The sequence below is a fragment of the Mesorhizobium sp. WSM4828 genome, from assembly GCF_055811175.1.
In genome coordinates, this window is sequence record NZ_JBVVQK010000021.1 from 21268 (window position 1) to 44303 (window position 23036).

The 23036-nt window shown below is 60.0% G+C and carries 24 protein-coding genes and 4 pseudogenes; 11 read left to right on the forward strand and 17 right to left on the reverse strand.

Annotated elements, in window-relative coordinates; all coding sequences use genetic code 11:
• Positions 1-177 precede the first annotated feature (177 nt).
• The 3 genes from AC0L2X_RS22095 to AC0L2X_RS22105 form a co-directional block, all read right to left on the reverse strand.
• On the reverse strand, positions 178-618 hold the full coding sequence (locus AC0L2X_RS22095; RefSeq protein ID WP_473600345.1) for a hypothetical protein: 441 nt from the start codon (positions 616-618) through the stop codon (positions 178-180).
• On the reverse strand, positions 575-1141 hold the full coding sequence (locus AC0L2X_RS22100; protein WP_473560074.1) for a hypothetical protein: 567 nt from the start codon (positions 1139-1141) through the stop codon (positions 575-577). Before AC0L2X_RS22100 ends, AC0L2X_RS22095 begins: the two co-directional genes overlap by 44 nt.
• Positions 1142-1412: 271 nt before the next feature.
• Positions 1413-1709: a hypothetical protein gene (locus AC0L2X_RS22105; protein ID WP_473560072.1), complete on the reverse strand. Its 297-nt coding sequence runs from the start codon at positions 1707-1709 to the stop codon at positions 1413-1415.
• Between AC0L2X_RS22105 and gloA2 the strand changes: the two genes are divergently transcribed.
• On the forward strand, positions 1696-2079 hold the full coding sequence (gene gloA2 / locus AC0L2X_RS22110) for an SMU1112c/YaeR family gloxylase I-like metalloprotein (RefSeq protein WP_473560070.1): 384 nt from the start codon (positions 1696-1698) through the stop codon (positions 2077-2079). The two genes, AC0L2X_RS22105 and gloA2, sit on opposite strands and share 14 nt — an antisense overlap.
• 503 nt (positions 2080-2582) lie before the next feature.
• Entirely contained in the window at positions 2583-3512 is a 930-nt protein-coding gene (locus AC0L2X_RS22115; RefSeq protein WP_473560068.1) for a DUF1236 domain-containing protein, read from the forward strand.
• Between the two features lie 1018 nt (positions 3513-4530).
• Here the strand turns inward: AC0L2X_RS22115 and AC0L2X_RS22120 are convergent.
• Both AC0L2X_RS22120 and AC0L2X_RS22125 read right to left on the reverse strand, forming a co-directional pair.
• A complete protein-coding gene (locus AC0L2X_RS22120) occupies positions 4531-5448 on the reverse strand; it encodes a hypothetical protein (protein ID WP_473560066.1) in 918 nt (305 codons plus the stop codon).
• Positions 5449-5692: 244 nt separating this feature from the next.
• Positions 5693-5912 (reverse strand): annotated as a pseudogene (locus AC0L2X_RS22125) (hypothetical protein); the annotation flags it as partial.
• An 85-nt stretch (positions 5913-5997) separates the two neighbouring features.
• Between AC0L2X_RS22125 and AC0L2X_RS22130 the strand changes: the two are divergent.
• Positions 5998-6213 (forward strand): annotated as a pseudogene (locus tag AC0L2X_RS22130) (IS110 family transposase); the annotation flags it as partial.
• A 397-nt stretch (positions 6214-6610) separates the two neighbouring features.
• On the opposite strand, the gene AC0L2X_RS22135 reads toward AC0L2X_RS22130, so the two are convergent.
• The gene (locus tag AC0L2X_RS22135) at positions 6611-7498 is read right to left on the reverse strand and encodes a LysR family transcriptional regulator (RefSeq protein WP_473560064.1); all 888 of its coding nucleotides are present in this window, start codon (positions 7496-7498) and stop codon (positions 6611-6613) included.
• A 422-nt stretch (positions 7499-7920) separates the two neighbouring features.
• On the opposite strand from AC0L2X_RS22135, the gene AC0L2X_RS22140 reads away from it, so the two are divergent.
• Positions 7921-8274, forward strand: coding sequence for a hypothetical protein (locus AC0L2X_RS22140; protein WP_473560116.1), 354 nt, complete (start codon positions 7921-7923; stop codon positions 8272-8274).
• A 64-nt stretch (positions 8275-8338) separates the two neighbouring features.
• Positions 8339-8668: a helix-turn-helix domain-containing protein gene (locus AC0L2X_RS22145; protein WP_473600388.1), complete on the forward strand. Its 330-nt coding sequence runs from the start codon at positions 8339-8341 to the stop codon at positions 8666-8668.
• 446 nt (positions 8669-9114) lie between these two features.
• Here the strand turns inward: AC0L2X_RS22145 and AC0L2X_RS22150 are convergent, their stop codons facing one another.
• Both AC0L2X_RS22150 and AC0L2X_RS22155 read right to left on the reverse strand, forming a co-directional pair.
• The gene (locus tag AC0L2X_RS22150; protein WP_473560062.1) at positions 9115-9585 is read right to left on the reverse strand and encodes a transposase; all 471 of its coding nucleotides are present in this window, start codon (positions 9583-9585) and stop codon (positions 9115-9117) included.
• A 32-nt stretch (positions 9586-9617) separates the two neighbouring features.
• Positions 9618-9914, reverse strand: coding sequence for a transposase (locus tag AC0L2X_RS22155; RefSeq protein WP_473560061.1), 297 nt, complete (start codon positions 9912-9914; stop codon positions 9618-9620).
• 291 nt (positions 9915-10205) lie between these two features.
• On the opposite strand from AC0L2X_RS22155, the gene AC0L2X_RS22160 reads away from it, so the two are divergent.
• Together AC0L2X_RS22160 and AC0L2X_RS22165 are read left to right on the forward strand one after the other, a co-directional pair.
• The gene (locus AC0L2X_RS22160; RefSeq protein ID WP_473560107.1) at positions 10206-11171 is read left to right on the forward strand and encodes a GHMP family kinase ATP-binding protein; all 966 of its coding nucleotides are present in this window, start codon (positions 10206-10208) and stop codon (positions 11169-11171) included.
• Complete coding sequence (locus AC0L2X_RS22165) at positions 11168-12214, forward strand: pyridoxal-phosphate dependent enzyme (RefSeq protein ID WP_473560059.1); 1047 nt, start codon at positions 11168-11170, stop codon at positions 12212-12214. The genes AC0L2X_RS22160 and AC0L2X_RS22165 overlap by 4 nt, the downstream gene beginning before the upstream one ends.
• Positions 12215-12259: 45 nt before the next feature.
• On the opposite strand, the gene AC0L2X_RS22170 is transcribed toward AC0L2X_RS22165, so the two are convergent.
• The 6 genes from AC0L2X_RS22170 to AC0L2X_RS22195 form a co-directional block, all read right to left on the reverse strand.
• Positions 12260-12991, reverse strand: coding sequence for an amino acid ABC transporter ATP-binding protein (locus AC0L2X_RS22170; protein ID WP_473560057.1), 732 nt, complete (start codon positions 12989-12991; stop codon positions 12260-12262).
• Complete coding sequence (locus AC0L2X_RS22175) at positions 12988-13644, reverse strand: amino acid ABC transporter permease (RefSeq protein ID WP_473560055.1); 657 nt, start codon at positions 13642-13644, stop codon at positions 12988-12990. The genes AC0L2X_RS22170 and AC0L2X_RS22175 overlap by 4 nt, the downstream gene beginning before the upstream one ends.
• A 106-nt stretch (positions 13645-13750) precedes the next feature.
• Positions 13751-14497: an ABC transporter substrate-binding protein gene (locus AC0L2X_RS22180; RefSeq protein ID WP_473560053.1), complete on the reverse strand. Its 747-nt coding sequence runs from the start codon at positions 14495-14497 to the stop codon at positions 13751-13753.
• Positions 14498-14657: 160 nt separating this feature from the next.
• Positions 14658-15950, reverse strand: coding sequence for a threonine synthase (locus tag AC0L2X_RS22185; protein WP_473600346.1), 1293 nt, complete (start codon positions 15948-15950; stop codon positions 14658-14660).
• Entirely contained in the window at positions 15947-17140 is a 1194-nt protein-coding gene (locus AC0L2X_RS22190) for a M24 family metallopeptidase (protein ID WP_473560050.1), read from the reverse strand. Before AC0L2X_RS22190 ends, AC0L2X_RS22185 begins: the two co-directional genes overlap by 4 nt.
• Positions 17130-17921, reverse strand: a complete 792-nt coding sequence (locus tag AC0L2X_RS22195) for an IclR family transcriptional regulator (RefSeq protein ID WP_473600347.1) — start codon at positions 17919-17921, stop codon at positions 17130-17132. Before AC0L2X_RS22195 ends, AC0L2X_RS22190 begins: the two co-directional genes overlap by 11 nt.
• A gap of 128 nt (positions 17922-18049) precedes the next feature.
• Between AC0L2X_RS22195 and AC0L2X_RS22200 the strand changes: the two genes are divergently transcribed.
• A complete protein-coding gene (locus AC0L2X_RS22200) occupies positions 18050-18310 on the forward strand; it encodes a helix-turn-helix domain-containing protein (protein WP_473560046.1) in 261 nt (86 codons plus the stop codon).
• 28 nt (positions 18311-18338) lie between these two features.
• Here the strand turns inward: AC0L2X_RS22200 and AC0L2X_RS22205 are convergent, their stop codons facing one another.
• Positions 18339-18551, reverse strand: coding sequence for a helix-turn-helix domain-containing protein (locus AC0L2X_RS22205; RefSeq protein WP_473560044.1), 213 nt, complete (start codon positions 18549-18551; stop codon positions 18339-18341).
• 127 nt (positions 18552-18678) lie between these two features.
• Between AC0L2X_RS22205 and AC0L2X_RS22210 the strand changes: the two genes are divergently transcribed.
• Both AC0L2X_RS22210 and AC0L2X_RS22215 read left to right on the forward strand, forming a co-directional pair.
• Positions 18679-19428, forward strand: coding sequence for an autoinducer binding domain-containing protein (locus AC0L2X_RS22210; RefSeq protein ID WP_473560042.1), 750 nt, complete (start codon positions 18679-18681; stop codon positions 19426-19428).
• Positions 19429-19501: 73 nt separating this feature from the next.
• The gene (locus AC0L2X_RS22215; RefSeq protein ID WP_473560040.1) at positions 19502-20134 is read left to right on the forward strand and encodes an acyl-homoserine-lactone synthase; all 633 of its coding nucleotides are present in this window, start codon (positions 19502-19504) and stop codon (positions 20132-20134) included.
• Between the two features lie 144 nt (positions 20135-20278).
• On the opposite strand, the pseudogene AC0L2X_RS22220 reads toward AC0L2X_RS22215, so the two are convergent.
• Positions 20279-20590: pseudogene (locus tag AC0L2X_RS22220) on the reverse strand (Lrp/AsnC family transcriptional regulator); the annotation flags it as partial.
• A gap of 103 nt (positions 20591-20693) precedes the next feature.
• On the opposite strand from AC0L2X_RS22220, the pseudogene AC0L2X_RS22225 reads away from it, so the two are divergent.
• Positions 20694-20963 (forward strand): annotated as a pseudogene (locus tag AC0L2X_RS22225) (ATP-binding cassette domain-containing protein); the annotation flags it as partial.
• A gap of 935 nt (positions 20964-21898) precedes the next feature.
• Here AC0L2X_RS22225 and AC0L2X_RS22230 read toward each other — a convergent pair.
• Complete coding sequence (locus AC0L2X_RS22230) at positions 21899-22846, reverse strand: DUF5996 family protein (RefSeq protein ID WP_473560038.1); 948 nt, start codon at positions 22844-22846, stop codon at positions 21899-21901.
• Between the last annotated feature and the right edge of the window lie 190 nt (positions 22847-23036).

A 23036-nucleotide genomic window follows, 5' to 3' on the forward strand; every position in this document is an offset into this window, starting at 1 on the left:
GCTTCACCCGATTGGGTGAGGGCGCCATTTAGGGTGTGAATGCGTTCGCAAGCGCGACAGCAGCGCCGTGAGCTCGGCCTGGCGATGCGTTCCGGTTTTGGCGAGGATTGCCCGGAGTTGGGTTCGCGCGGTTTCATGGCCAATCGCCGCATCGATTCCATCGCCGGAGCTCAGGCTTTAGGCCAGTCGCGCTTCGGCCGCCGTGAATTGAAATGTTTGACCGAGCAATCGTTCCGATGGCGCCCGTTCCGTCACTAGGTCGGTGAAGCAAAGCAGAAAGTCGCCGCCGTTGAACAAGTCACGCACGAATGAAGTCATCGGCACGACCTCGGCTAGAAGCCAGAACGATCCTTCGCGGGCGATGATTTCAGGCTCGACCAGTAACGGCCCGTCCAGTGCGCTTGAGACGGCAGCCCCGATCATCCGCTGCAGACGGGTATTGCTCTCCCGATCCGTTGCGTGGATGCGGCCGTGGCGGACCACAAGGCCGGAGCCGAACAAAGCATCCGCATGCTCGTTGCAACGCATCAGGCAGCCACGACGATCAAGCAGCGCCGCGCCAAAATTGAATTGGTTAAGAACTGCCAGCGTCGGGTCCAGCGAGATTCTTCTCGGCAAGGCTGATGATCCGCTTCAGATCCGGCACCACGAGCAGAAAATGGTCGGCCTCGGACGAATTGAAGGCCCCGGTGCGGGCATCGCGAAACATCGACAGGAACCACTTGTGTTTCTTCACCCAAAGTAGACGGCTGCCCACCACTCGCGGTGCCCAGGGCGCGCTATTCCTGATAGTAGGGGAGAAACCTTCTCTCCTCGGGGTGGTGAGTTCGTCCTCGACGGTGAAGCAGGTTGCGGGTTTCGCCCGCAGCCTCAACCCCTCGCAACGGGGATCGGGAGCACCTTCGATGTTCTTGAGCCAGAGCGCCGAAAATTCAGCATGTTCCGTCGAATCGGCCGTCGGTGTGGTCCGCTTGCGCTGGTCGCTCCGGAAAGGATAGGTGTCGTCACAGGCGCGAATGACACAATTCGTAGCGCCTAGGGCATCGGCAAGGTTTTGAAGCGCCTCCGGCCACCGTCCGAATTCGAAAGCGGCGTCGTAGCAATCCTCGATCGCGGGCGCGATTGCCCTATTGGCAGCCATTTAAGTCTACCCTGGCGATGGATGCCCACCACACGCGTTCATAAGTACCACAGATCCGGCAAAACCAAGAATCCCGGTCGGATCTTCAGGGGTTGACACGGCCAGCCATTTCGGGGCGCCGTTTAATCAGCACAATGTTAAGGTCGATTATCCGCTGCAAAGGTTGGCCCTTGACGCGGACCGGTCAATCTTGGGCGCGAAAAATTGGCGGCTAAGCGCCTGATTGTCGCCGTCCAGCCATCAGTTCGCCATCCTGGAAGCTGCCGTGCGTTCATCTTCGGCAGATGTTGCGCTCGGACGGCACCGAGAAGGGGACTTCCCCTTCGACAGCTTTTGGCAGGATCGGCGTTAATAGCTGCCTATCGGGAGGCACGCCGACATGACGGATTTGATTACTGTCTGGCGGCGACATCATGCTGCCGATTGGATGGAGATGAAGATCCGTAAGGGCGAGACGCCCCTCGCGAACGGCGACATAAACGGCGACTAAATAAAGTGACGCGTACCCGATGATGACCTTGGCCTCATATCCCAGCTTGGCTAGAGTTCGTAGCATGCTGAAAGCCATTCACCACGTAGCGCTCATCTGCACCGACTACGACCGGTCGCGACGGTTCTACGTCGAACTCCTCGGCCTCGATCTGATCCGGGAGGTCTATCGGGAAGAGCGGCAGTCATGGAAGACCGACCTGCGGATCGGGTCCGTCCAGCTGGAATTGTTCTCCTTCCCTGCACCAGTGATGCGGCCGTCCCACCCAGAGGCGACAGGCCTGAGACATCTGGCATTTGCCGTGGCGAAGCTTGATCCTGTAATTATGCGCCTGGAAGCCGCTGGCGTTGCTGTTGAGCCAATCCGGATCGACCCATATACAGACCAACGGTTTACCTTTTTCAGCGACCCAGACGGATTGCCGCTGGAGCTCTACGAAGCCCCATAAAGAACGATTCGCCTTCGCGACCACGTCGTCGAAGGTGGGGGCGCCAAATCTACCGCCTTTTTGATAACGGCTGGTTGCAGGAACGGCACTCGGCTCCTCTCCTCCAACGACGGTCTCTTGCTAGAAGTGACCGCCCTGACCGATGATTTCGACCGGCGTCAGTCCGCAGATACAACCAGCCTGCGAACTGCAATGCGCCTCATATCGACCGCCGAGGGCGGCCAGCGAGATGCTCGACGGCAGACATCGTCCCCTAAAGACGCCTTGCCGGCGATATAGAGGGCCCCGCCTTGGGGCTAGAAGAGCACCGGCAAATTGCCTTCTACGCTGCGCCTGCGATCTCAAGAACTGACCAAGCCGACGGCCGGCCGGGCCTTGTTCCTGAAAAATTTGCCGTGGGCGTTTTAACAAAACGTAACCGGGGTTTGCGGACAAATTCGGAACAATGCCTTTCGGCTGGGGTTTATCAGGATGAAGGGACCGAGGTTCCGAGGAGAAATCAGATGAAACATCTTCTGATCACGAGCATGATCGCGCTCGGCGTCGGTTGCGGCGCCGCGATGGCGCAGACTGAATCCGCGCAGCCGAGCGGAGGCGACAATTGCGCCGCTGGCCAGGCCGACTGCCAGAAGGGCGGCAAGGCGGGCGAGCAGGCCCAGGGCAAGATGAAGTCGCAGACCGAGCAGAATGCTCAGGGCAAGGCCAGCGCCAACACCGAGGAGCAGGCTCACGGTAAGGCCAAGGTAAAGACCGATGAGCAGGCCCAGGGCAAGGCCGGCACCAGCACCGAGCAGCAGACTCAGGGCAAGACGAAGATGAAGACCAGCGAGCAGGCCCAGGGTCAGGCTGGCACCAAGACCGAAGAGCAGGCTCAGGGTACGGCCAAGTGCCAGACCGGCATGGCCAACTGCCCGAAGGGTTCGAAGACGAACGAGCAGGCCCAGGGCAAGACCAAGATGAAGACTACTGAGCAGAATGCCCAGGGCACGACCGGCACAACCACTGAGCAGAACGCGCAGAGCAAGACCGGCACAACCACTGAGCAGAACGCCCAGGGTACGACCAAGATGCAGACCCAGCAGAATGCCCAGGGCAAGACCGGTACAACCACCGAGCAGAACGCCCAGGGCAACACCAAGGTCCAGACCGACGAGAACAAGACGGCCTCGATCAACAACGTGACGGTCGAGCAGAAGACGCAGATCACGCAGATCATCCACGAGACCCACGTCCAGCCGGTCGCGAGTGTCGACTTCGACGTCTCAGTCGGCGTCGAGGTGCCGCGGCATAAGATCCGCCTGCACCGACTGCCGCCCCGTATCGTCAAGATCGTCCCGGCTTATGAACGCTACGAGTATTTCGTGCTGGCCGACGGACGCATCGTCATCGTCGATCCGGACACCTACGAGATCGTGGCGATCCTTGAGGCCTGATCGGGGGAGAACATTGCGAAAGCAAAAGGTCCGCCGTGCCGCAAGGCTCGGCGGCATCTTTTTGCCCGGCCGCGAAATGCGAGGGATGCCGGATGAAACCGAATGGCTTAAGACGAGCGGCCGATCGTTTCGCTTCCAACCGGCCGATCGGGCGGGGGTAATCGATACCAAGCGGGACGGCACTAGACCTCGCCGACCGCGTTGACGATCGTTAACTATTGCGAGGGCCACGCGCGAGGCCGAAACGCCCGAGGAATTCGCCGCAGCCCTACGCCAGACCGATGCTTGGCATGTCGAGCAGGGCTACGGGAGCGCCCGGATCGATCCCGGCTTTGATCCGCCAATGAGGGCCGCCTTCGAGGCGATCGGCCTCGGTGACATGCTCCCCGATCTTGGCTAAATCCCGGATCGCCCTTGTGCTGGCAGCTAGCCTACTCGGGGCTACCGCACACGCAGCCGAACCGCCCTCAATGCGAGCGCGACGTGCGGTTCGCGATCTCTACTTACCCCACGCGCCAATCGCGCGCAGCGGGCTCGTTCTCCGGCCCCATACCCGTCGTTGAAAGGTTCTGCAATTCGCGATCGACTGGGGTTCCTGGAAGCTTTTCAAAGTTTCTGCCTCGCCCCACCAGCCGACTGCGGGCTCTGGTGAAGAAGGTCGGGATGCACGAATCTCATGTGGGGCAAGCTTGATCGACGCACTCGCGCATCGGAATTCAGATGGGGCCTTCGCTTGGTTTCCGGGGTGGCCACCCGCCCGCTTCGTCGCCCCGTTCCGAGTCTCTTTGGGGCGGACTGACCGTGCGGCGCGCTGGCGCAATGCGCCTTTCAAGGTTAGCGCTGGACCACGTCACCTCGTCGGGGTCGCCTTCGAGCGTATCGCTGACCGGCTTTGGCTCACCGCCGATCGGCAGGCCGTCGGAGCCCGTGCAACCATGCCTCGGGATGCTCGGCCCACTAGTCATTCGTCATCAAATCGACGGGCAAGCCTCACGATCGAATTTGCATGAGTCACCGATCAACGATTGGTCAGGAAAATCGCTTCCTCTTCGTCGCGCTGCCTGCCGCCAAGTGCTGCAGCCGCGCTGGCAATGAAGGCCCCGACGACCAGCGACAGCGCGCCGATCAGCGAGAAGGTGGCGCCTGCCTTTCTGGCAGTGTCGGCCGCCTGCTGAGCCTTAACCTTGGCGTCCTGCGCTTTGGCGATTACTGCATCGACACGAGCGGTGGCATCGGCTTCGGACAGACCTGTGCGGGCGGCCACCAGCCGCGACAGATAGGTCTTGTCTTCGGCCGATATTTCGCCTGCTGCGGCACTCGCGATCAGAATGCGCGATGCCTGCGCCGTTGCCGCGGCGTCGCTCTCCGGGTTGGCGGCAGCGAGCCTTGCCGGATCGGCCGGGCGGAACAGCGTATCGACGAAATACGATGTGGCGTTGTCGGTCGAGGCGCCACCAGCGTTTGCAGTTGCACCTGCCGAAGCGCCCATTGCCGCGCCGGATGCCACAGTCGAAGCAGCCTGCACACCGGTGCCTATCGCGGCCGAAAGAGCCGTGCCGAGCACCCCGGCGACGAGCAGCGTCGCAAGCGCCCAGGCCAGGAAGCCGTGAGCGGTATCGCGGAAGAACACTTCATCGGTGTGGATGCCGACCCATTTGGTGCGCAGCCGCCCGGCAAGGTAGCCGCCGACGCCCGATGACAGCCATTGCACGACGATCAGCCAAACGGCGGTGGAAACGGCGAAAGTGGTGACTGACGCACCCGAGCCGGACCATGGCGACACCATGCTCAGCCCAAGCCCGGAGCCGAGCAGCATCAGAATGAAGGTAAGTGTCGAGGCAGCAAAGGCCCCGGCGACGATTGGCCCCCAGCTGACGGCGGGGGAAGAGGACTCCGTCGGTGCGGAAACGTCGACAGTCGTTAGGGTGGACGGCATCGAAGCCCCCTACCTTGCGAACAGCATGATCAGAATAATGATCGGAATCGGGACTCCGAGAAGCCAGAGCAAAATGCCACGTCCCATGGATGCCTCCTGCGGGGATTGTGATCAACTACAATGCCTCGAAAGCTTTTCCGTTCCGGCGGCCCTTGTGGTCTCTGTTGCAATGCAGCAGACAGCATTGGTGCGCCGACGCGCACCAATGTACATCATATCTGCCGATCGGGCTCTGGATCGCGGCTCAGATATCCAGATTGGCGACCGACAGCGCGTTTTCCTGGATGAATTCGCGCCTTGGCTCGACTTCGTCGCCCATCAACCGTGAAAACAATGAGTCCGCATCGGTCGCGTCATTGACCTTGACCTGTAAGAGCGGGCGCATTCGGGTCGAGCGTCGTTTCCCAGAGCTGCTCGGCGTTCATTTCGCCAAGGCCCTTGTAGCGCTGCATGGTCAGGCCGGGGTGGCGACTCGGCTGCACATGCTGCGGCTGTGAAACAGCGCCGGAGGCAGACGATGGAACTCTCTTTTGTGAACTGGACGTGGCGATGGACGAGACGGCGGTTTGCGTCGACGACGACCATGGCGCGGTGCACCTGGAGGCAGCCGTGGTGACCGATCCAGGAGGCGCTGTTGCGGTGCTGAAGCCGTTTCTAGCGCGCCTGCGCCGCGTCGGCCACGAAGCCGGCCCGCTGTCGCCGTGGCTGCATCAGGAACTGAAGAACTCGGCCTGCCGGCGATCTGCCTGGAGACGGTGCATGCGCGCGCCGTGATACAAAGGAGAAGCAAATGGACGGTGAGTCAGTTCGACGTGCCGCTCCGACAGTTTCGGCGCGGTCTCAGGCGTCCAAAGACTCAGAGGTTGGGCGGAACTTCTCGGTCGTCCTACCGACCAGTCGCCCGAGCAGCGCCAAAGCGGGCATGCTGTCCAGCGTCTCGGTAAGTTCTGTGCTGATCCGGAGTTCGATCATCCTTGCAATTGTGGAGTATAGTTCCAGCTTTGCAAGGCAAGGGCGTTAATAGCGCCGACGTCTTGGCGAGATTGGCCTGAACCGATCCCGCCAATGCTGACCCGGTTCATGACAACTGACAGTGCGTTTGCCGGGGCCCGACACACTCCGAAACCGGGTGACTGTTCGGGTTATGCGGGTCGGATGACTGTCAGGACGAATATCGATCGCGCAGGAATGAGATGAAGGTCGGCAGGGCAGGATTGGCGTTGTCGGGGTGCCAACGGGCCAAACTGGAGATCTGGATTGGTTTGCCGCCGATCCGCAGCTTGCGACAGACCGCATCGTGAGGAACACTGTCGGCATCTCGATCGTGGATCAGAGCGACTCCAAGCCCGTTTCCGACAAGGCGCAAAAGGATGCCGGCACTGACGTGATGTTCGACGATTGGAGGAAACTGCACGCCGCGTCCAACAGCGTCGGCGAGCTGAAATGCTTCGCCCCTGCGCACCAGCAACGTTTCCTGGTGCAATTCGTGCCACTCGATCACGGAACGGCTGGCTAGAGAATGATTTGAGGCAAGGACGACAGCCAGCGTGTCTTTCCACAGCGTCAATTCGAACGCGCCGCCGGTAAACCGGGAGGAGGAGGTCACGACCAGGTCGACCCGGGTGGCACCCAGAGCAGCCTCAGGCGAAGGATAAGGACTCTCTGTCAAGCTGACGGTCACATTGGGATGAGATTGCCCGAACTCGATGATTGCATCCAAGGCCCGCCCGGCGAGGATGATCCCGTTGGAGCCGATGCAAAGCTTTTGGTGTTCATCTTTGGTGCCGGACCTGGCCAGAGTGAGCGTGTTGTCGAGCTCGAGCAGCACGGAGCGCAGACGCTCCAGGAAGCGTTCGCCGGCCGGGGTTGGGCCGACGCCGCGAGCATGGCGATGGAATATCCTCGTACCTACCGCGAATTCCAGGTCGCGGATGCGCCGGCTGAGCGCGGTGTGATCGATCCCTGTGCGTCGGGAGGCGCGAAGAAAGCTGCCCTCCTCCGCGACCACAAGTGCATAATTGAGGGTCGCAAGTTGGATGGAGCTCCGCATCTCTGCTCAAAGTCAAGTTGGCGACAAGACGCGTTTGAGCGCTTTTGGCCGCTGCCGGCTATCGCCAAATCTCAGTATTGACACGAGGTGAGCAGTCCGACCCTCCTTACAAGAACAATAATGAAGACACGGTGCATGGCGCACTGATTTCGGAACGGTTGTCCGCATGGCCAACCGATGTCTGCTAGTGTTGCTGTATCTAGTCCAGTATTTGACGCACCAATTGGACCGCTTATCCCGTTCGCTCACGTGGCCACAGTATATGCGTGCTGCGTCTGTCCCCCTTCTCCCGGTCGATTAGCGTAGACTGGGCCAAGGTGGCACGATTCGGGCCAGCATCCCGCCAAGCGGGGATCGGTTAGGCCTTGACGCTCGCCAGCACCCGACATACTTTCTATAAGCAACTTGCGTAGAGATCGCATGTGCAGCCCGATGATATCGAACTCATTCTGGACGCTGACATTTCGGAGGACCCATGCCTCCTCTTTGATGTCGTCACGCCGGATGGCGTGCTTCAGCTCTTGGGGGACGTGGATATGGGCAGCAACCATCTGGTCGTCCGTGACCTCCATATTGGGGGCGATGCCCAGGTCCAGTGGGGTTGGTCCAAATTGCGCAAGCTCGGTCGAGTGATCGCGGAGAAGCTTAATGTCGACTACATCGAAGTTCATGGAGCGGTTCGGACAACGGGTGCGAACCCGGGACGTCGTCCGGGTGTCGTCAGGCTCTCCCGTCCGGCTGAGCCTCAGCTTTCTACACGGCGCAAATACTCCTGAGGCTGCTCGGGCTCTCGTCAGGAGACAGCTGCCGCTGAGGACGGCCCACGCGGTCCTGACGGCGATGGTTGATCAAGGCAAGGCATTCGTGACGGTTCCTTGCGTCGACGACCTTCGGGCACTGAAGGATGAACTCTCGTCCGCAGGAGTGATCGCGAAGGTTCATGCGCCGCGGCCGATAAGCGTTCGCGAAGTCCGGGATCGCACGAAGCTATCCCAGGAGGCGTTCTCCGTGAGGTATGGCCTCGATCTGGCAACGCTTCGAAACTGGGAGCAAGGTCGCTCGGAACCGGATGCTGCGGCGAATACGCTCCTATGGACCATTGCCCGGAACCCAGGAGCAGTCGAAGAATCCCTCGACATGGAGGACGAAGTGGCTGCCCCGCCGCCATAGCGAGGGGCCGTCGGAACGGCCACTCCAGCGCGCGGCTACTCGGTCGCCAACGCGGCGGGCCGCCGGACGGGAGGCAACGCCAGTATCCGGGTATGAGCGGATCCGGCCTGGTGTAGCGCCTTCCCGTCAGCCGTTCCTCGCCTGGCCGCCGCTGCGCCAGCACTGGCCGCTCTGCCTTTCGGCGCGTGTAATGGCGCCGCTCATCGAACTCTCGCACGCCGTCGAAATCCCATTGGAAGCCGCCATACGCGTCAGGATCCTCCTCCTTGAGGCGACCCACCCACCAGGTGAGTTCCTCCAGTACCTTCATCCTGTGGACGCGGTAGTAGCTCGCGAGATCCTGCACGATTATCCGTTTGTTCGGGTGGCACGTTTTCGCCGATATGCTCTTTCTTTCACTGCGTCGTATCGCCGACAATGCCGCGGTAGGTGACGGGCTCGAGTCGCTAGCCTATCCCGAGCATCGTTTCCATTGCGCTGAAAATGGCGCCGCCGGTTCCAGCGGAAAGCGAACTCGCCGAGGTAGGCGTCGAGATGCTTTTCCCGGAAGCTATGGACTGTGCCAGCGCCCAGCGCTCCAGGTTCGCAAAAACGACGTGAATCCACTTGAAAAGGATGTCGGCGGGCATGGTCCTATTGCTCAGATTGACCCTCCTGAGACGACGGCCGGGCACCTTGCCGTACGACGCAAGGGAATCCGTCTGCAACGCCGCTCCGGGAAGGGTGTTCGCTACCACGAACGGAACGATGCTTTGAGTCGACCGGTCCGCAATGCGCGCGAGCCTGATGCGTCCGACCCCATGGTTGCCGACTGTCTCGACCGCTCCAGCGATCCATATCTGGTTTGCTTGTGCTGCTCCGCCACCCCTCTCCAGCGCGTCCTCCTTGCGCCAATACGGGATGGCGGACTCGTCCACCAGCCAGGCGGTTTGTGTAGGAGACGCCCAGCTTAGTTAGGCTGGAGCTGCGGCATCGAAATGGAATTGGAGTGCGTCGCCATCAGGTACGCAGCCAGGAACCACTTGCGCAGCGGCAGGTGCGTGCCCTGCATGACCGTCCCGGCGATCACCGAGGTCTGCTTGCGGCACCCAGGCCTCTCCCCTTTGCCCGCGCGTTCGAAAAGCCACGGCCGCGCCTCGAGGGGCCATGCTTTCCTGGAACCGCAGCGTGGGCATGCGAAGCCGCCCGGCCAGCGCTTTTTGAAGAGGTAATTGGCGGATGCGTAATCGTCGCGGAAAGTCTCCACGAACTTCTCGATCGACGGTGGCTTGTCGTTCTTCCACCGGTCGGAAACAGCGCCTCGCCATGCCGACGCCAATAGGGCAGGCGAGGCGATCCGTCAGCAACAATCGCTAGATATGGTTAGCACCTAAGCGAACGGGATAAGCGGTCCAATTGATGGGGCGATCTTGTCGGTATCTTTGCATGATGCGCCGCCAGTGGCGCTACCAAGATTTGGCGAGTGACAGCATGGATCAGTCATACGCATCATCTGCCAAGTTCCAGGTGAGGAGATGACGTAGTGACAAAGACAGGGATGCCGAGATCCGGCCATCGGACAAATTCGAGCAACATCAACAACGAGACTATCAGGCTGCCTCTGGCGGTAGGAGTCGGACGAGCGCACGCCCATCATGGGGAATTCCTCCAAGGCGCCTTTGAGGGGGAAAACGGAAGGCTTTGTCGCGGACTTCTAACCCTGCCGCTCACTTCGCAAGAGTCGCTAGCGACCTTCTGGCCGCATGAACAAATTGGGATTCGACCGCGGCCTGCAAACCGGACCAAAGCGGCACGCGCCGCGGCCCTCACGCTGGAGCATATCGGAGTAGCTGGAGGAGGTGGAGAACTTACGATCGAAAGCCCTATTATGATCGGGCACGGCTATGGCTCCTCGACCGCAGACGTCATTGCTGCAATTCGTGCGGTGGCAGCTGCAGCAGGCCTCACGCTGCGCCAGTCAACAATTGCGCGACTGGCGGTGGCCGCGGAAGGCGCAAGTGACGCCATTGCCTATGGCGACCAACCTATCCTTTTCGCCCACCGGGAGGGCCGTACGATAGAACATTTTGGTGGCGAGTTCCCGCCCCTTCTCTTGGTGGGTTTCAGGGACGGCGGGGCCCGGCCGATCGATACGCTGAGCATGCCGCGGGCACGCTATGATGGTGAGGAAATCGGGCTGTTCCGTGTTCTGCGGGGACTGGCGAACCGCTCCATCCGGGAACAAGATCCCCGCCTGCTTGGACGTGTCGCAACCATCAGCGCCAGTATCAGTCAGAGGCATCTGCCGAAGGCATCCTTCAATACCGTTTTGGATATAGCGCGGGCGCATGACGCGTGCGGCGTGCAGGTGGCCCACAGCGGAACATTGATCGGCATCCTTGTGGATGCGGCTGCGCCCAGGGCCGCCACGCGCGCTGCTGAGCTCGCAAGGCAGGTGAGCGGCGCAGGCCTCCAAGGCGTCCATATGTTTGCCCTTAATGCCGAAATGGGGCTAATCCAGTGAGCGCGGCGCAAGACTATTTACGCGCCTATGAGACGCCGCGATTTGCCCAACTCGCACCCAACCTCAACGCCGCCTGCTTTTCCCTCATGAAGCTGATCCCCGCCCGGTTCATGGTCGATCAGGCGGAAGCGTCAGGGCGCCTCAGGCGGGAAGGTCACATCATCGAAACGACGTCGGGAACATTCGGCCTCGCCATCGCCATGCTGGCTGCGGCTCGTGGCTATGCGCTTACACTTGTCACGGCCTCCAGCCTCATCGACCTGAAGCTCAGGCGGCGACTGGAACAACTTGGTGCCAAAGTCATGGCCATCGACGATCCTCAGGGAGACGGCAATCAGCGCGGCCGGCTCCAGTATCTTCAGCAGACCCTGCAAGATAGCCCGGGCACGTATTGGCCTCGACAATACGATAGTCCGGAAAACCGCCTTGCCTACGCGCGTCTCGCCGACCTCGTTGTTCGATCATTCGGCCGTATCGATTGCCTCGTCGGGTGCGTGGGCACTGGCGGATCGCTCTGTGGAACCGGAGGCTTCCTGCGTGAGCTCTTTCCTGATCTCAGGATGATTGCTGTCGATACCCACAGAAGCATGCTCTTTGGCCAGCCTGTCGGACGTCGCATGCTGCGCGGGCTCGGCAACAGCGTTTTGCCGGACAATGTTCGTCATGAGATGATCGACGATATTCATTGGGTGGGCGCATTGCCGGCTTACGCGATGGCGCATGGGCTGTTTCGCGATCACGGGCTCTTCATGGGGCCGACCAGCGGCGCCGCAGCCTTGGTCGCCGCCTGGTTCGCCAGGCAAAATCCGGAAGCCTCCACCGTCGTGATAATGCCAGATGAAGGGCATCGTCATTCCGATACAGTCTACAACCCCGACTGGCTCGCCGGTTTGAAGGATTGGCCAATCTCAATTCCTCTTGAACCAACTGTTCTCACGCAAATTCGTCCGGCCGAAGAGACGGCATGGACGAGATTCCCTTGGAACCGCAGAACTTTAAACGCCGTCCTCGCAGGGCTGGGCGGCCTGTCCAATACGCAGTGACAGGTCCGAATCCAGACTAGGCGATAAGCCAACATCGGCCAGTAGTCAGACCGGGTGCATGACCCGGTGAAGAAAATCCCTAGTGCGTTCGTGTTTCGGATGTCGAAGCAGTTCCTTCGCCGGGCCTTGCTCAACGATCCTGCCGCCGTCGAGAAAGAGGACGCTGTCGGAAACCTCTCGCGCGAACTGAATTTCGTGCGTAACCACGAGCATGGTCATGTTCTCGTCTGCCAGCGCGCGCATGACCTGCAGGACCTCGCCGACCGTTTCGGGGTCTAGTGCGGAGGTGGGCTCGTCGAAAAGAATGGCCTGCGGGCGCATCGCCAGGGCGCGGGCGATGGCCACGCGCTGCTGCTGGCCCCCCGACAATGATGTGGGATAGGCATTCGTCTTGTCGGCCAGCCCGACGCGATTTAGCAATGCCATGGCCCGCTCGCGGACCTGGTTCCTGTTTTCCTTCAGCACGTAGAGCGGACCTTCCATGACGTTTTCCAGCGCCGTGCGATGCGGAAACAGATTGAAGCGTTGGAAGACCATGGAAACTCGGGTGCAGATGGCGTGAACCTGTGGCGAGGCGGCATCCACCACCGTGCCGTCGATGCTGATGCGACCGCGCTGATAGGTCTCAAGCCCGTTCACACATCGCAAAAGCGTCGATTTGCCGGAACCCGAGGGCCCAATCAGACATACGACCTGTCCCTTGGCGATCTCGGCGTTGATTCCCTTGAGGACTTCATGGGCGCCGAAGGACTTGTGCACGTCGTCGAAGGTGATCATCCCGCCGCTCCAAGATAGCTCTCGACCCTGCGCATAAACAGGTTCAGCGGAACCGTCAGGCACAGGTAAAGCAGTGCCACCAGGGTAAAAACTGTCATGTTGTCGAAAGTGGACGACGCAAGCATCTTACCTTGCATGGTCAACTCCTGAACCGAAATCACCGACACAAGCGAGGAGTCCTTCAGCAGCATGATCATGTTGTTGGCGTAAGGCGGCAGGATGATCTTAACTGCCTGCGGCAGCACGACGCGGCGCATCATCAACGGACGCTTCATCCCGATCGACTTTGCCGCTTCGACCTGACCCTTGTCGACCGCCTCGATGCCCGCCCGGAAGGTTTCCCCGAGATAGCAGGAGTGAGCCAGGCCCAGTCCGATCGTGCCAGCCTGGAGCGCGGTCAGGTTGATGCCGATCTCGGGCGCGACAAAGTAGATATAAAAGAGAACCACCAGCAGTGGTATGCCGCGAACGAAGTCGACAAGGAGCCGCGTCGGCACGGCGAGATAGCGTATCCCCGATGTCCTGAACAGCGCCCAGACAAGTCCGAGCGCTGTCGCCAGACACAGCGCAAGAAGGGTTATCATGACGGTCAGCCAAACGCCTTGAAGAAGAAGCGGTAGATATTCCGTTGCGTGCGCGATGAAATTGGTCATGGCCGGCTTCCTCTTGGCACGTTCCCCGGCTCTCACAGCCGGTCATTGCTATGCGATCCTATGGTCCTGCCAGCCGACGCTTGTTTCGAGCTCGATGGGGATGGCTTCAGAGGCCATATTTGGCAAAAATTCGGCTTAATTCGCCGCTTTCCTTCAGCTTGGCGATGGAGGCATTCACCTTTTCGAGAAGCTGCGGATTTTCCTTGGCGACCGCCAACGCGACTTCGCCTTGCTTCATCGGTCGATAGCCGTCGACGAGGCGAACACCCAGTTCGGGGTTCTTCGAAAGCTGATAAGCGACGATCGGGGCGTCACCAAAGCCGGCCTTGATGCGGCCCAGGACCACATCTCGCATCATGTCAGCGATTGAGTCGTAGAGCTTGACTTGACCGAAGACGCCAAGCGCTTCCAGAGCGTCGGCGTAGGTCGAGCCGATCTGCGCGCCGACAGTCTCTCCTCTCAACTCTTCGATCGTGTAGTTCTTGCTGTCGCCGGCAGCAACAAACATCGCCTCGCCATAGGCGTAAACCGGCGTGCTGAAATCGATCACCTGCTTGCGCTTGTCCGTTATGAACATGCTGGCGGAAATCAGATTGATCTTGTTGGTCGTCAGTGCCGGGATCAGGGCCGGAAAAGCGTTTACCTGGAAGTCGACGGTCGTGCCAAGGTTCGCGGCAATCGCACTTGCCAGATCGACCATCGCGCCAGTCGGCTTTCGGGTTGCGGTATCTACAAACGTGAACGGCACCCCGGTTGGCGTGACGCCGACCCTGAGGGTTTCCTCAGCCATCGCCTGAGTTGCCAATGCGATACCGATGGCAGCGAGCCAGCCAATGAGCGTTTTGCGAAGCATGAAAATTCCCCTTCCATTATTGAATCAAGGTTCCGCTCGCCAAGCGAGTTGAATTTGCCTCTCGTGGATAGCTTTTGGAAGTCGCAATACCGTCCGGTGGCGGACGGGATCATCAGTCGATCAGAAGTCGCATCTGTTCATGATCGCCTCTATCTTCTCTTCAGGATATCCTGGTCGCGCGTTGTTCATGAGAGGACGTGAAATAGTCACGGTCCCCGGCAAGGTGTTCCCAGGCTTCTGCAACTGACCGAAACGATTGTTGTGCTTGGTCAGGGCCGCTCGAACGATCCAAATCCTTGAGTCCGCTCGCGGTTACGATGGCAACGACGCTGTCCGACCGCGCGATCGTGCCCTCGCGTCTCAGGGATTCAATAGCCGCAAATGGCGTCACCGAGGCGAGCTCGGCAAAAACCCCCTCGGTGCCCGCAAGCTGCCGCTGCATGGCTATCAGGCCGAAATTGCCGACCGGCATCGCCATGCCACCAGATTCGCGCAGCGCGTTGAGCGCCTGAAACGTGCTTCGTGTGGTGCCGATCGAGATGGCCAGCGTGTCGAAGCCAGCGGGAACCTCGGCAACCAGATCGGCATTGCCGGCAAGCGCTTTGGCCAAAGACCCGTGCACTTCCGCCGCCACGAGTCTCGGCAACCGATCGACCCTGCCTTGGCTGAGAAGATCCTTGAATCCCGCCCAGAGCCCGGCAAGCGCGTCGCCATAGCAAACAGGCAAGGCGCACCAGTCCGGCACGGCTCCATGCATCTGTTCGACGATCTCGTAGGCGAGGGTTTTGTAGCCTTCGATCCCGACCGGATGACTGCCCACCACGGGGCTGTGAAACGGCGACGTCGCAAACCATCCGAGGCGCTCAGTACCAGCGGCAAGCAAGGGCCAGCGATGGGATTTGTCGGCCAGGGATATGACGCTTGCACCGTATTTGCGGATCTGCGCCAACATTGCGCCGGCGGTGCCTGAGAATGTGACAACGACGCATTTCAGGCCCGCCCGTGCAGCATAGGCGGCAAGTGAGGCCCCGGCGTTGCCCGACGAAGCAGTCGCCACGACGCGTGCACCACTCAAACGTGCCATGGACACCGCCACGGTCGAGAAGCGGTCCTTGTGGGACCACGTGGGGTTTGCGCCCTCGTCCTTGATAAGAAGCTTGGGGACTCCGAGCTGCTTTCCCAGCCTCTCGGCGCTCAGCAGCGGCGTCAGGCCCTCGCCCAGCGAGATTGCATCGCTGAGCCCACAAGGAAGCATGTCGGCATAGCGCCACAGCGAGGGCAGCGCGGCGCCCGCTGCGGAACCGGCCGATGTTGCGCTGGATGGATCGTAGATTACCTTAAGATTGGCTGGCGCTTCGGCGCAGCATATCGGGCAGCCGCGTGAATCAATTTTGGTATCGCTGGGGAACAAGGCGCCGCATCGAATACAGGAAAAACCTGCCGCGCGGCTCATGACGGCACCCGGGTGATTGCATCGTGCGTCTCTGTCAGCCGCTCCACTCCGCCCTGGCGAACAACCACCATGTCCTCTACCTGGAGCCCCCAGCGGCCGATTTCGTAGTAGGGGGTCTCCACGCACAGCACCATTCCTTCTTCAAGGACGTCGGTACTCCCCGCCGAGAGCGTCGGCGCATCGTAACCATCAAGGCCGATGCCGTGGCCGACGTGATCGCGCTCGTAGTGGGCAATTCCTTCGCGCTGGACCACACGCACCACCGCCTCGAAGAGCCGTGCTGCTGCCATGCCGGGCCGGATAATGTCGCAGGCATGCTGAACGCCGTGCAGGAGGGCCTGCTGAAGCCGATGCGCCTGCGGCGGCGGCTCGCCCAGCGTGGCGATGCGGGCAATGTCGGCCCGGTAGTGCCGAAACCGGCCACCGACGTCGAAGCGGATGATTTCTCCAGCCCGCAACTTGCGGTCGGACGGCTGGACGTTCATGAGTGCGCTGCGTTCGCCAAAGCCGATGCATCCCAGTACGGGCAGGGCGCCTTCCTCGACCGTCCTGACGTGAAAAGCGCGCGCCAGATCTGCTTCGGTGGCGCCTTCCTGAGCAACGGCGAGTGCTGCTTGAATGGAGCGTTCGGCAATCTGGGCAACTTGGCCGAGCCGTTCGATCTCATCTGCCGTCTTTATAGCACGAACCTCGCGAAGCAACGCGGTGGCTGGTAGGAACGACGCATTGAGAAAATGGGCTCTGAGGATTTCCAGGTATCCTGGCGCGAGCCCCGCCTCGTCTACGCCGATCCGCCCGCGGCCGAGCTGGGCTTCTTCCAGTGCGGCGATCAGAGCCGTAATGGCATCGCGATGCCTCGGCAGTTCGCGAAGCTGGAGGTGTCGTTCACTGGCGCGGTCCATGGCGGTCGAGGAACCCACATCGGCGTAAAAGTCGCCATAGCGCCGCACCTTGCTTACCCAGACGTCCTGATCGGCAACGAGGTCGAGAGTGCTGGTGCTGGCGATGATTTCAGGCGCGCCCTTGTCAGGCGCCGGCCAAACCACATAGGCCTGCGGGCCACGACGGATCCATTGCGGCAGAGCCCAGAAGCCGCTCATATAGGTCACGTTTTCCGGCGTCGTGGCTATAACGGCATCAAGCTCGGCTGCCGACATGCGTTGTTTCAGGCGGGCTTCGTTAAGCAACATGGTGGGATTCCCGAGCCTGTTTTGCTTCCGGAAAGCCGAGGCCGGCAGAGATGCGCGCCGCAGCCGCCATTACTGCCTCACCAATCTCGGCGATCTCCACATGCGGCCCTACAGACCGGGGGTAGGCCACACTTATCGCCGCGATGATCATTCCTGATGCATCGCGAAGCGGTGCGCCGACCGCGATCAACCCGGTAAAGTTCTCGTCCAGGGAGGTTGTGTAGCCGATAGACTCGGAGGCTCTGATTTGGACCACGAGCTTGTGCGGGTCCGTGACGGTGCGTACGGCAACCTGCTCCAGCGGACCCCGTCCGAGAATTCCAACGACTGCTTCGCCGCTCAGCTCCATCAGGAGTGCCTTGCCGAGTGCGGTGGAGTGCAATGGGAACGTTTCGCCGGGTGACGAGCGAATGACGACCGGACTCTTGCTTTGCACGGTCAGGAGATAAATACCGCGATTGCCCCGCCTGATGCCCAGGAATGCGTTGAAGCAACCTTCGGCGGCGAGCGCCTGCAGTTCGATTTCAGCCAAGCCGACCAGGCGATCTCTGCCCAGGATCTTCCGCGCCAGCGCCAGGACGGAGTGACCGAGCCGGTAGCGCCGCGAGTCTGGCGACTGCTCGACATAGCCCTGTTCTGCCAGGGTGTTGAGAATTCGCTGCACGGCGGGAGCACTCTGCTCAAGCCGGCGGGCGAGCTCGCGCACCCCGACAGCTTCGTCCGCGTCCTTGAGGACATTGAGAACCGCAAGCCCACGTTCCAACGAAAGATTTCCTGTCACTGGCGTTCCTTATTTCGGAATGGCGTTCCGCAATATGATGAGAAAAGCAGCAATGTCGGCGCCTGTCAATGACGAATGTTCACTATAGTGTGTCGTCCTAAAGTGTACGCAACGACGACCATGCCCTCATGGACCTACGGGTGGTTGTCGGCTTGAACGTACAAAGGATCCGGCGCGCACAAGCCCTCTCTCAAGAGGAACTGTCGTTCCGTTCAGGGTTCACGCGCGCCTATCTGAGTGGTCTCGAGGCCGGCCGGCGCAATCCCACAATTCTATCGCTTGCAAAGCTTGCCACTGCACTAAGCGTCGACATCGAGGAATTGATCAAACGGCCAGGCAAAGATGCCCCAGCAGTGACGCCGCGTGGGCGACGTAGCAGAAAATCGTGATCCTCCCGGCGCCTCCTGGCCCGGTGGATCAAGGGTTGCGACGGATGAGCTGCTCCTCGTCAACCTGCAATGCCAACGCCAGTACTTCCAAGGTATCGACGGTCGGTGAGTTCTCCTCCCGCTCCAGCTTGCCGACATAGTTGCGATCAAGGCCGGCAAGGTCCGCGAGCTGTTCCTGCGACAGGCCGGTGCCTTGGCGAAGCAACCTCAGATTGCGAGCAAAAACCGACCTGAGCCTCATACGGCGAGGCAGTCAGAACGCGCCCTTTAGTGCCACCTACTATAGTAGTCAAACGTCATGCCGCAGCTTGCAGTCGGGCCCAACTTATTTATTCTTTCTTTGTCTCAGTACATTTAAGGGGCGTGAAATGTCGGCGGTTCATGGGAGCGTCTTACAGCAGCAGCTAACGCAAATCTTTGAAGCAACCGCGCTGATTGATCGTGCAAGCAGCGTCGCCGAAATCGTTCGACAACTGCGCAAGAGCATCGAACGTCACGGCTATGCAGCCTGTCTCGTCACCGAATTGCCACGCCAGGACACCGGATCGTTGGATGGACACATCCTTGTCAACGGTTGGCCGGGCGAATGGTACGACCACTACATGGCTGCCGGACACTATCGCCATGACCCTTGTGTTGCTTTGTGCCGTGGTGCGATCGGGCCGTTCCTTTGGAGCGACGTCCATCACGGCCTGACGAACGGCAACGCCAGGAAGGTGATGGAGGAGGCAAAAGAGTTTGGGCTTTGGGACGGGATCTGCATTCCAATCCAGGCCTCATTTGGCGATCCGGCCTGTGTAACGGTTGCCGGACGCGAAATTGATTTGGCGCCGACGGTGCGCTGCACCGTTCATGCACTTGCGCGCCATGCTTACTCGGCTGCTGAACGACTCGTTGGCAGCTCGCTCAGGCGGCCGAGACATAAGCTTTCCCAACGGGAGCGTGAAATCCTGCAGTGGGTCGCTGGCGGGAAGACCGCATGGGAGGTTTCCCGAATACTTGGTATTTCGGAAAACACCGTGACGACCCATCTGCGCAACATCAAGCAGAAGCTCAGCACCGCCAATGTCGTGCACGCCATCGTCGAGGCTTATCGCAGGCGCGAAATCGAACTTTGATCCATCCCCAGATCTGGGTATTTCATGGGCATTCGTCGCGTGATCGGATGGGGTTCCATCTTGAGGAACAGCAATGATTCAGGTCCACGTCGTCGACGCGTCAAACAGCCTTGCCTATCGAGGAGATCTCGACAGTTACTTCCGCCTGCGACATGAGATCTATGTCGATGAACGTGGCTGGCATGAGCTGAGGCGCCCCGACAGTCGCGAGATCGACCCGTTTGATACACCAGAAGCCATTCATCTGCTCGGCATCCAGCCGGGAAGGGGTGTCGTTGCCGGATCACGCCTGGTGCCGAGCCTCAGACCGCATCTGATGAGCGAAATCTTTCCGCAACTTGCCGAAGGTGGCGTTCCGCGCCGACCCCATATCTATGAGTGGACCAGGTTTTTCGTGGCCAGGGATTTTCGCCAGCCCGGCCGACCCTGCCAGGCCGCCGGCGTGATCTACTGCGGAATTCTTGAATTCTGCATTCAAAGAGGCATAAGCAATCTGACGATTGTCTGCGAGGACTACTGGTTCGACCGCTTGGCATCGATCGGCTGGTGCCCAAGGCAGCTTGGATCTTCATTCAAATGCGATGACATGACCATTATCGGCCTCATGGTCGATGTCGGCCCGTCCGCCTTGGCCGCGACGCGACAATTCTATCGCATAACCGACCCAGTGCTTTGGGTCGAAACGCCATTCAAGCGGCTGGCCTGACCGGGGGCCGTCCACTTTTGGGCCTCACGCCTCGAACGAACATGCTGCCTGGCAGACAAAACGGCCGCTCCAGTTACCGGGCGAATCGTGCCGTTCGAAAACCGAGGGAACCTAAGTGATTGACTTGCCAATGTTTGTTAAAAATTATGTCTCGACCGGCAACCGGTTCGACCGCTTGATCTGCGCAAGCGCGAAGCTGGACTCGATCGAGGAGACGCCATCGAGCCGCGTCAGCTTTTCCTTCAGGAAGCGCTCATAGGCGTGCAGGTCGCGCACCACCACACGCAGCAGATAATCACGCTGGCCAGTCATCAGATAGCAATCGACCACCTCCGGCCAGCGTGCGATCGCCGCGTTGAACCGCTTCAGCTCGCTCTCGCGCTGGCGCTCAAGCTTGATAGAGGCAAACACCGAGATCGGCAGATCGACCATGTCCTGGTCTATCAGGGCAGCATAGGTAAGGGATGATGGACGACAGTGAAGGCAGACGCATCGATTCCAAGAACACGCTGATCCTTCTCGCGTCGAATGTCGGCTCAGAAGTGATCATCGACCGGACTTGGGGCTGTTGCCGGAGCACGCTGACCGCTACCCGCACCAGTTCTCCGGCGGGCAGCGACAGCGCATCGCCATTGCGCGTGCGCTCGCGAGCGAACCGGAACTGATCATCTGCGACGAGGCGGTTTCCGCGCTCGACGTCTCGATCCAGGCGCAGATGATCGATCTGCTGGCCGACATCAGGACCAGGCTCGGTCTCTCCTATATTTTCATCACACATGACTTGCCGATCGTGCACCTTTTTGCGGACCGGATCATGGTCATTAGAACGCCTTTCCTGCGCGCATCATAGCGCGGGCATTTCCGCCTCTACGAATGGAGCCATGCGCCATCGGCTGTTTTGGCGTCGAAAGCGACGGGCACGCTGTGAATCACGCACGCTGCCGCCAATATCTCCTCCAACTCGTGGTCGGTCGCCTTGCAAGCCGGCATGAGTTTCCGAAGGGCACAAATTGCCTGTCCGATGGACAGGAAGCGGCCTTTGCTTCTGGAGAGAACGTAGACTTCGGCTACTGTTTCAATCGTGACTGTGTGAAACGAGTGAGGCATCGAGAATTCCTCCCTGAAACCCTGACCAATACGATTTACTGGCAAGGTGCGGCGGCCTTCAAGGCTCTGTCTGATTCCGGACAATTAGGCGGAGGCTAGGCCGAAATCATTCTCTCTTTTCAGAGATCCCCGCCATCGGAACGGTGGTCGAAACAGAACCAATCAGATAGTTGCCTAGTGTTTGATCCCAGATTCTGATGAGCATCCTTGTCCTCCGAATCAAGGGATGCGCTACGGGCCAGGTTCTTCATGGGAGCGCCACGTGCTCTAGGGCGCCGGGAAGGCGGATGATCTGTTCGTCGCTCATTGCGACACATCCTGTTGGGTTAGTTGCGCAGGGCCTTGGGGCTCAGCGGCCCAAGAACGGGAATTCCCTGTACTAGTCGGTCCGGCCTTGGTCGGCTTTTCCTTGACCGAGAGACTGCGGAAAGGAGCCGATGATGGTTGCCGCTCCGGCTGTTTGCAGGTTGATCGCTGAATAGCGGATAGTCGGGTCGATCCTCGTTCAAGGTCGCACACTCGGTGGTTCGCTGCACGAAAGGCAGCTTCTGCTTTTGCGATGTCCTAAGCGAACCGACCGCTGTCGGCCCCAGTTCGCCCGGAACGACGAAGAATAGTAGTCGGGAAAAGTCATCAGTTAAGTCGAACCTCTGTGCCTCACATGGGCCGAGGTTGTCGAGGTTTCCCAACCTTGCACTCGAGCGCAGTCCTGTCCCAATCACCGAGTTCAGCAGCGGCGCGATACGTGCCTTCCAAAAAGGTCATGAGCATGTCTTCTGGATTGTTGGCCAGCCGGACCGCATCATAGGGCAGCAGAAATTCTCCAAGAGTTTCATGGTAATATGCGGCTTCAGGGGAAATTCTTGCAGCCGCAAAACCGGTCGGCATCGGGTATGCATAGGAATAGAATGCGGGAAAGTCGATTGCACCCCCACCTGGCCAGAAGCCAGCTGAGGAGACTTCGTGGCTGTAGGCCTCGCGGGTGATTTGGTCAGGCAGCGCCGGAATACCGCCTGGATGTGAGGGCGCCTGTCGACCGGAGAAACGTGTCACGGCAATGTCAAAACTTCCCCAGAAGAGATGCACCGGGCTGACCTTGCCGAGATACGCCGTACGGAAAATCTGGAGCACGTTCGTCACTGCCACACATGCCCTGAAGAACCGTGTCACAGCATCGGCGTCGTAGGGGCGTTCCATCCTGTCTTCGGCGAACGGAATAGCCTGCGGAATTTCATTCGGCCTGCCATGGAACTCCGGTGTCCCACCGAGAGTGCGAATGAGATCCAACGCGCGCCCGCGAAAGAAGGCGACCGACATCGGCTCAAGCGGGAACCGGGCAATGCGCCCATCGGTTGCTCGTCCGACCACTTCATGGTTGATCAGATCGAGGCTCAACTCGATGCCGCCTGGTCCATCTGGCACTAGCCCGGTGGTGAAACCGCGAGCGTCAGTGTAAAGGGTCGCATGCCAGGAATGGTTCACCCACGGTGAGCGGGCGAGCCGATATTTCCCTATGATCTGAATATAAAGATGCAGCGCGGAACACGTGCTGCGCCAAGGACCGTACGGTATATCCGGCCACCTTTCCTGGATGCGTTCATTCATTGGCCAAGCTTACTTTATTGAATAGAGTCTCACCACCGGCCGTATTCATATCACCGGCAATGAGTCAGTCGCGACAGATATGGCTCTTTTGCGGAAATGTCCCCTTCAGGCAGATGTGTTTCGAAGACGAACCGCAGATTTCGGCCCAATTGCGACATGGCGCCATAAGCCCGGGCATGAACGGCTTGTG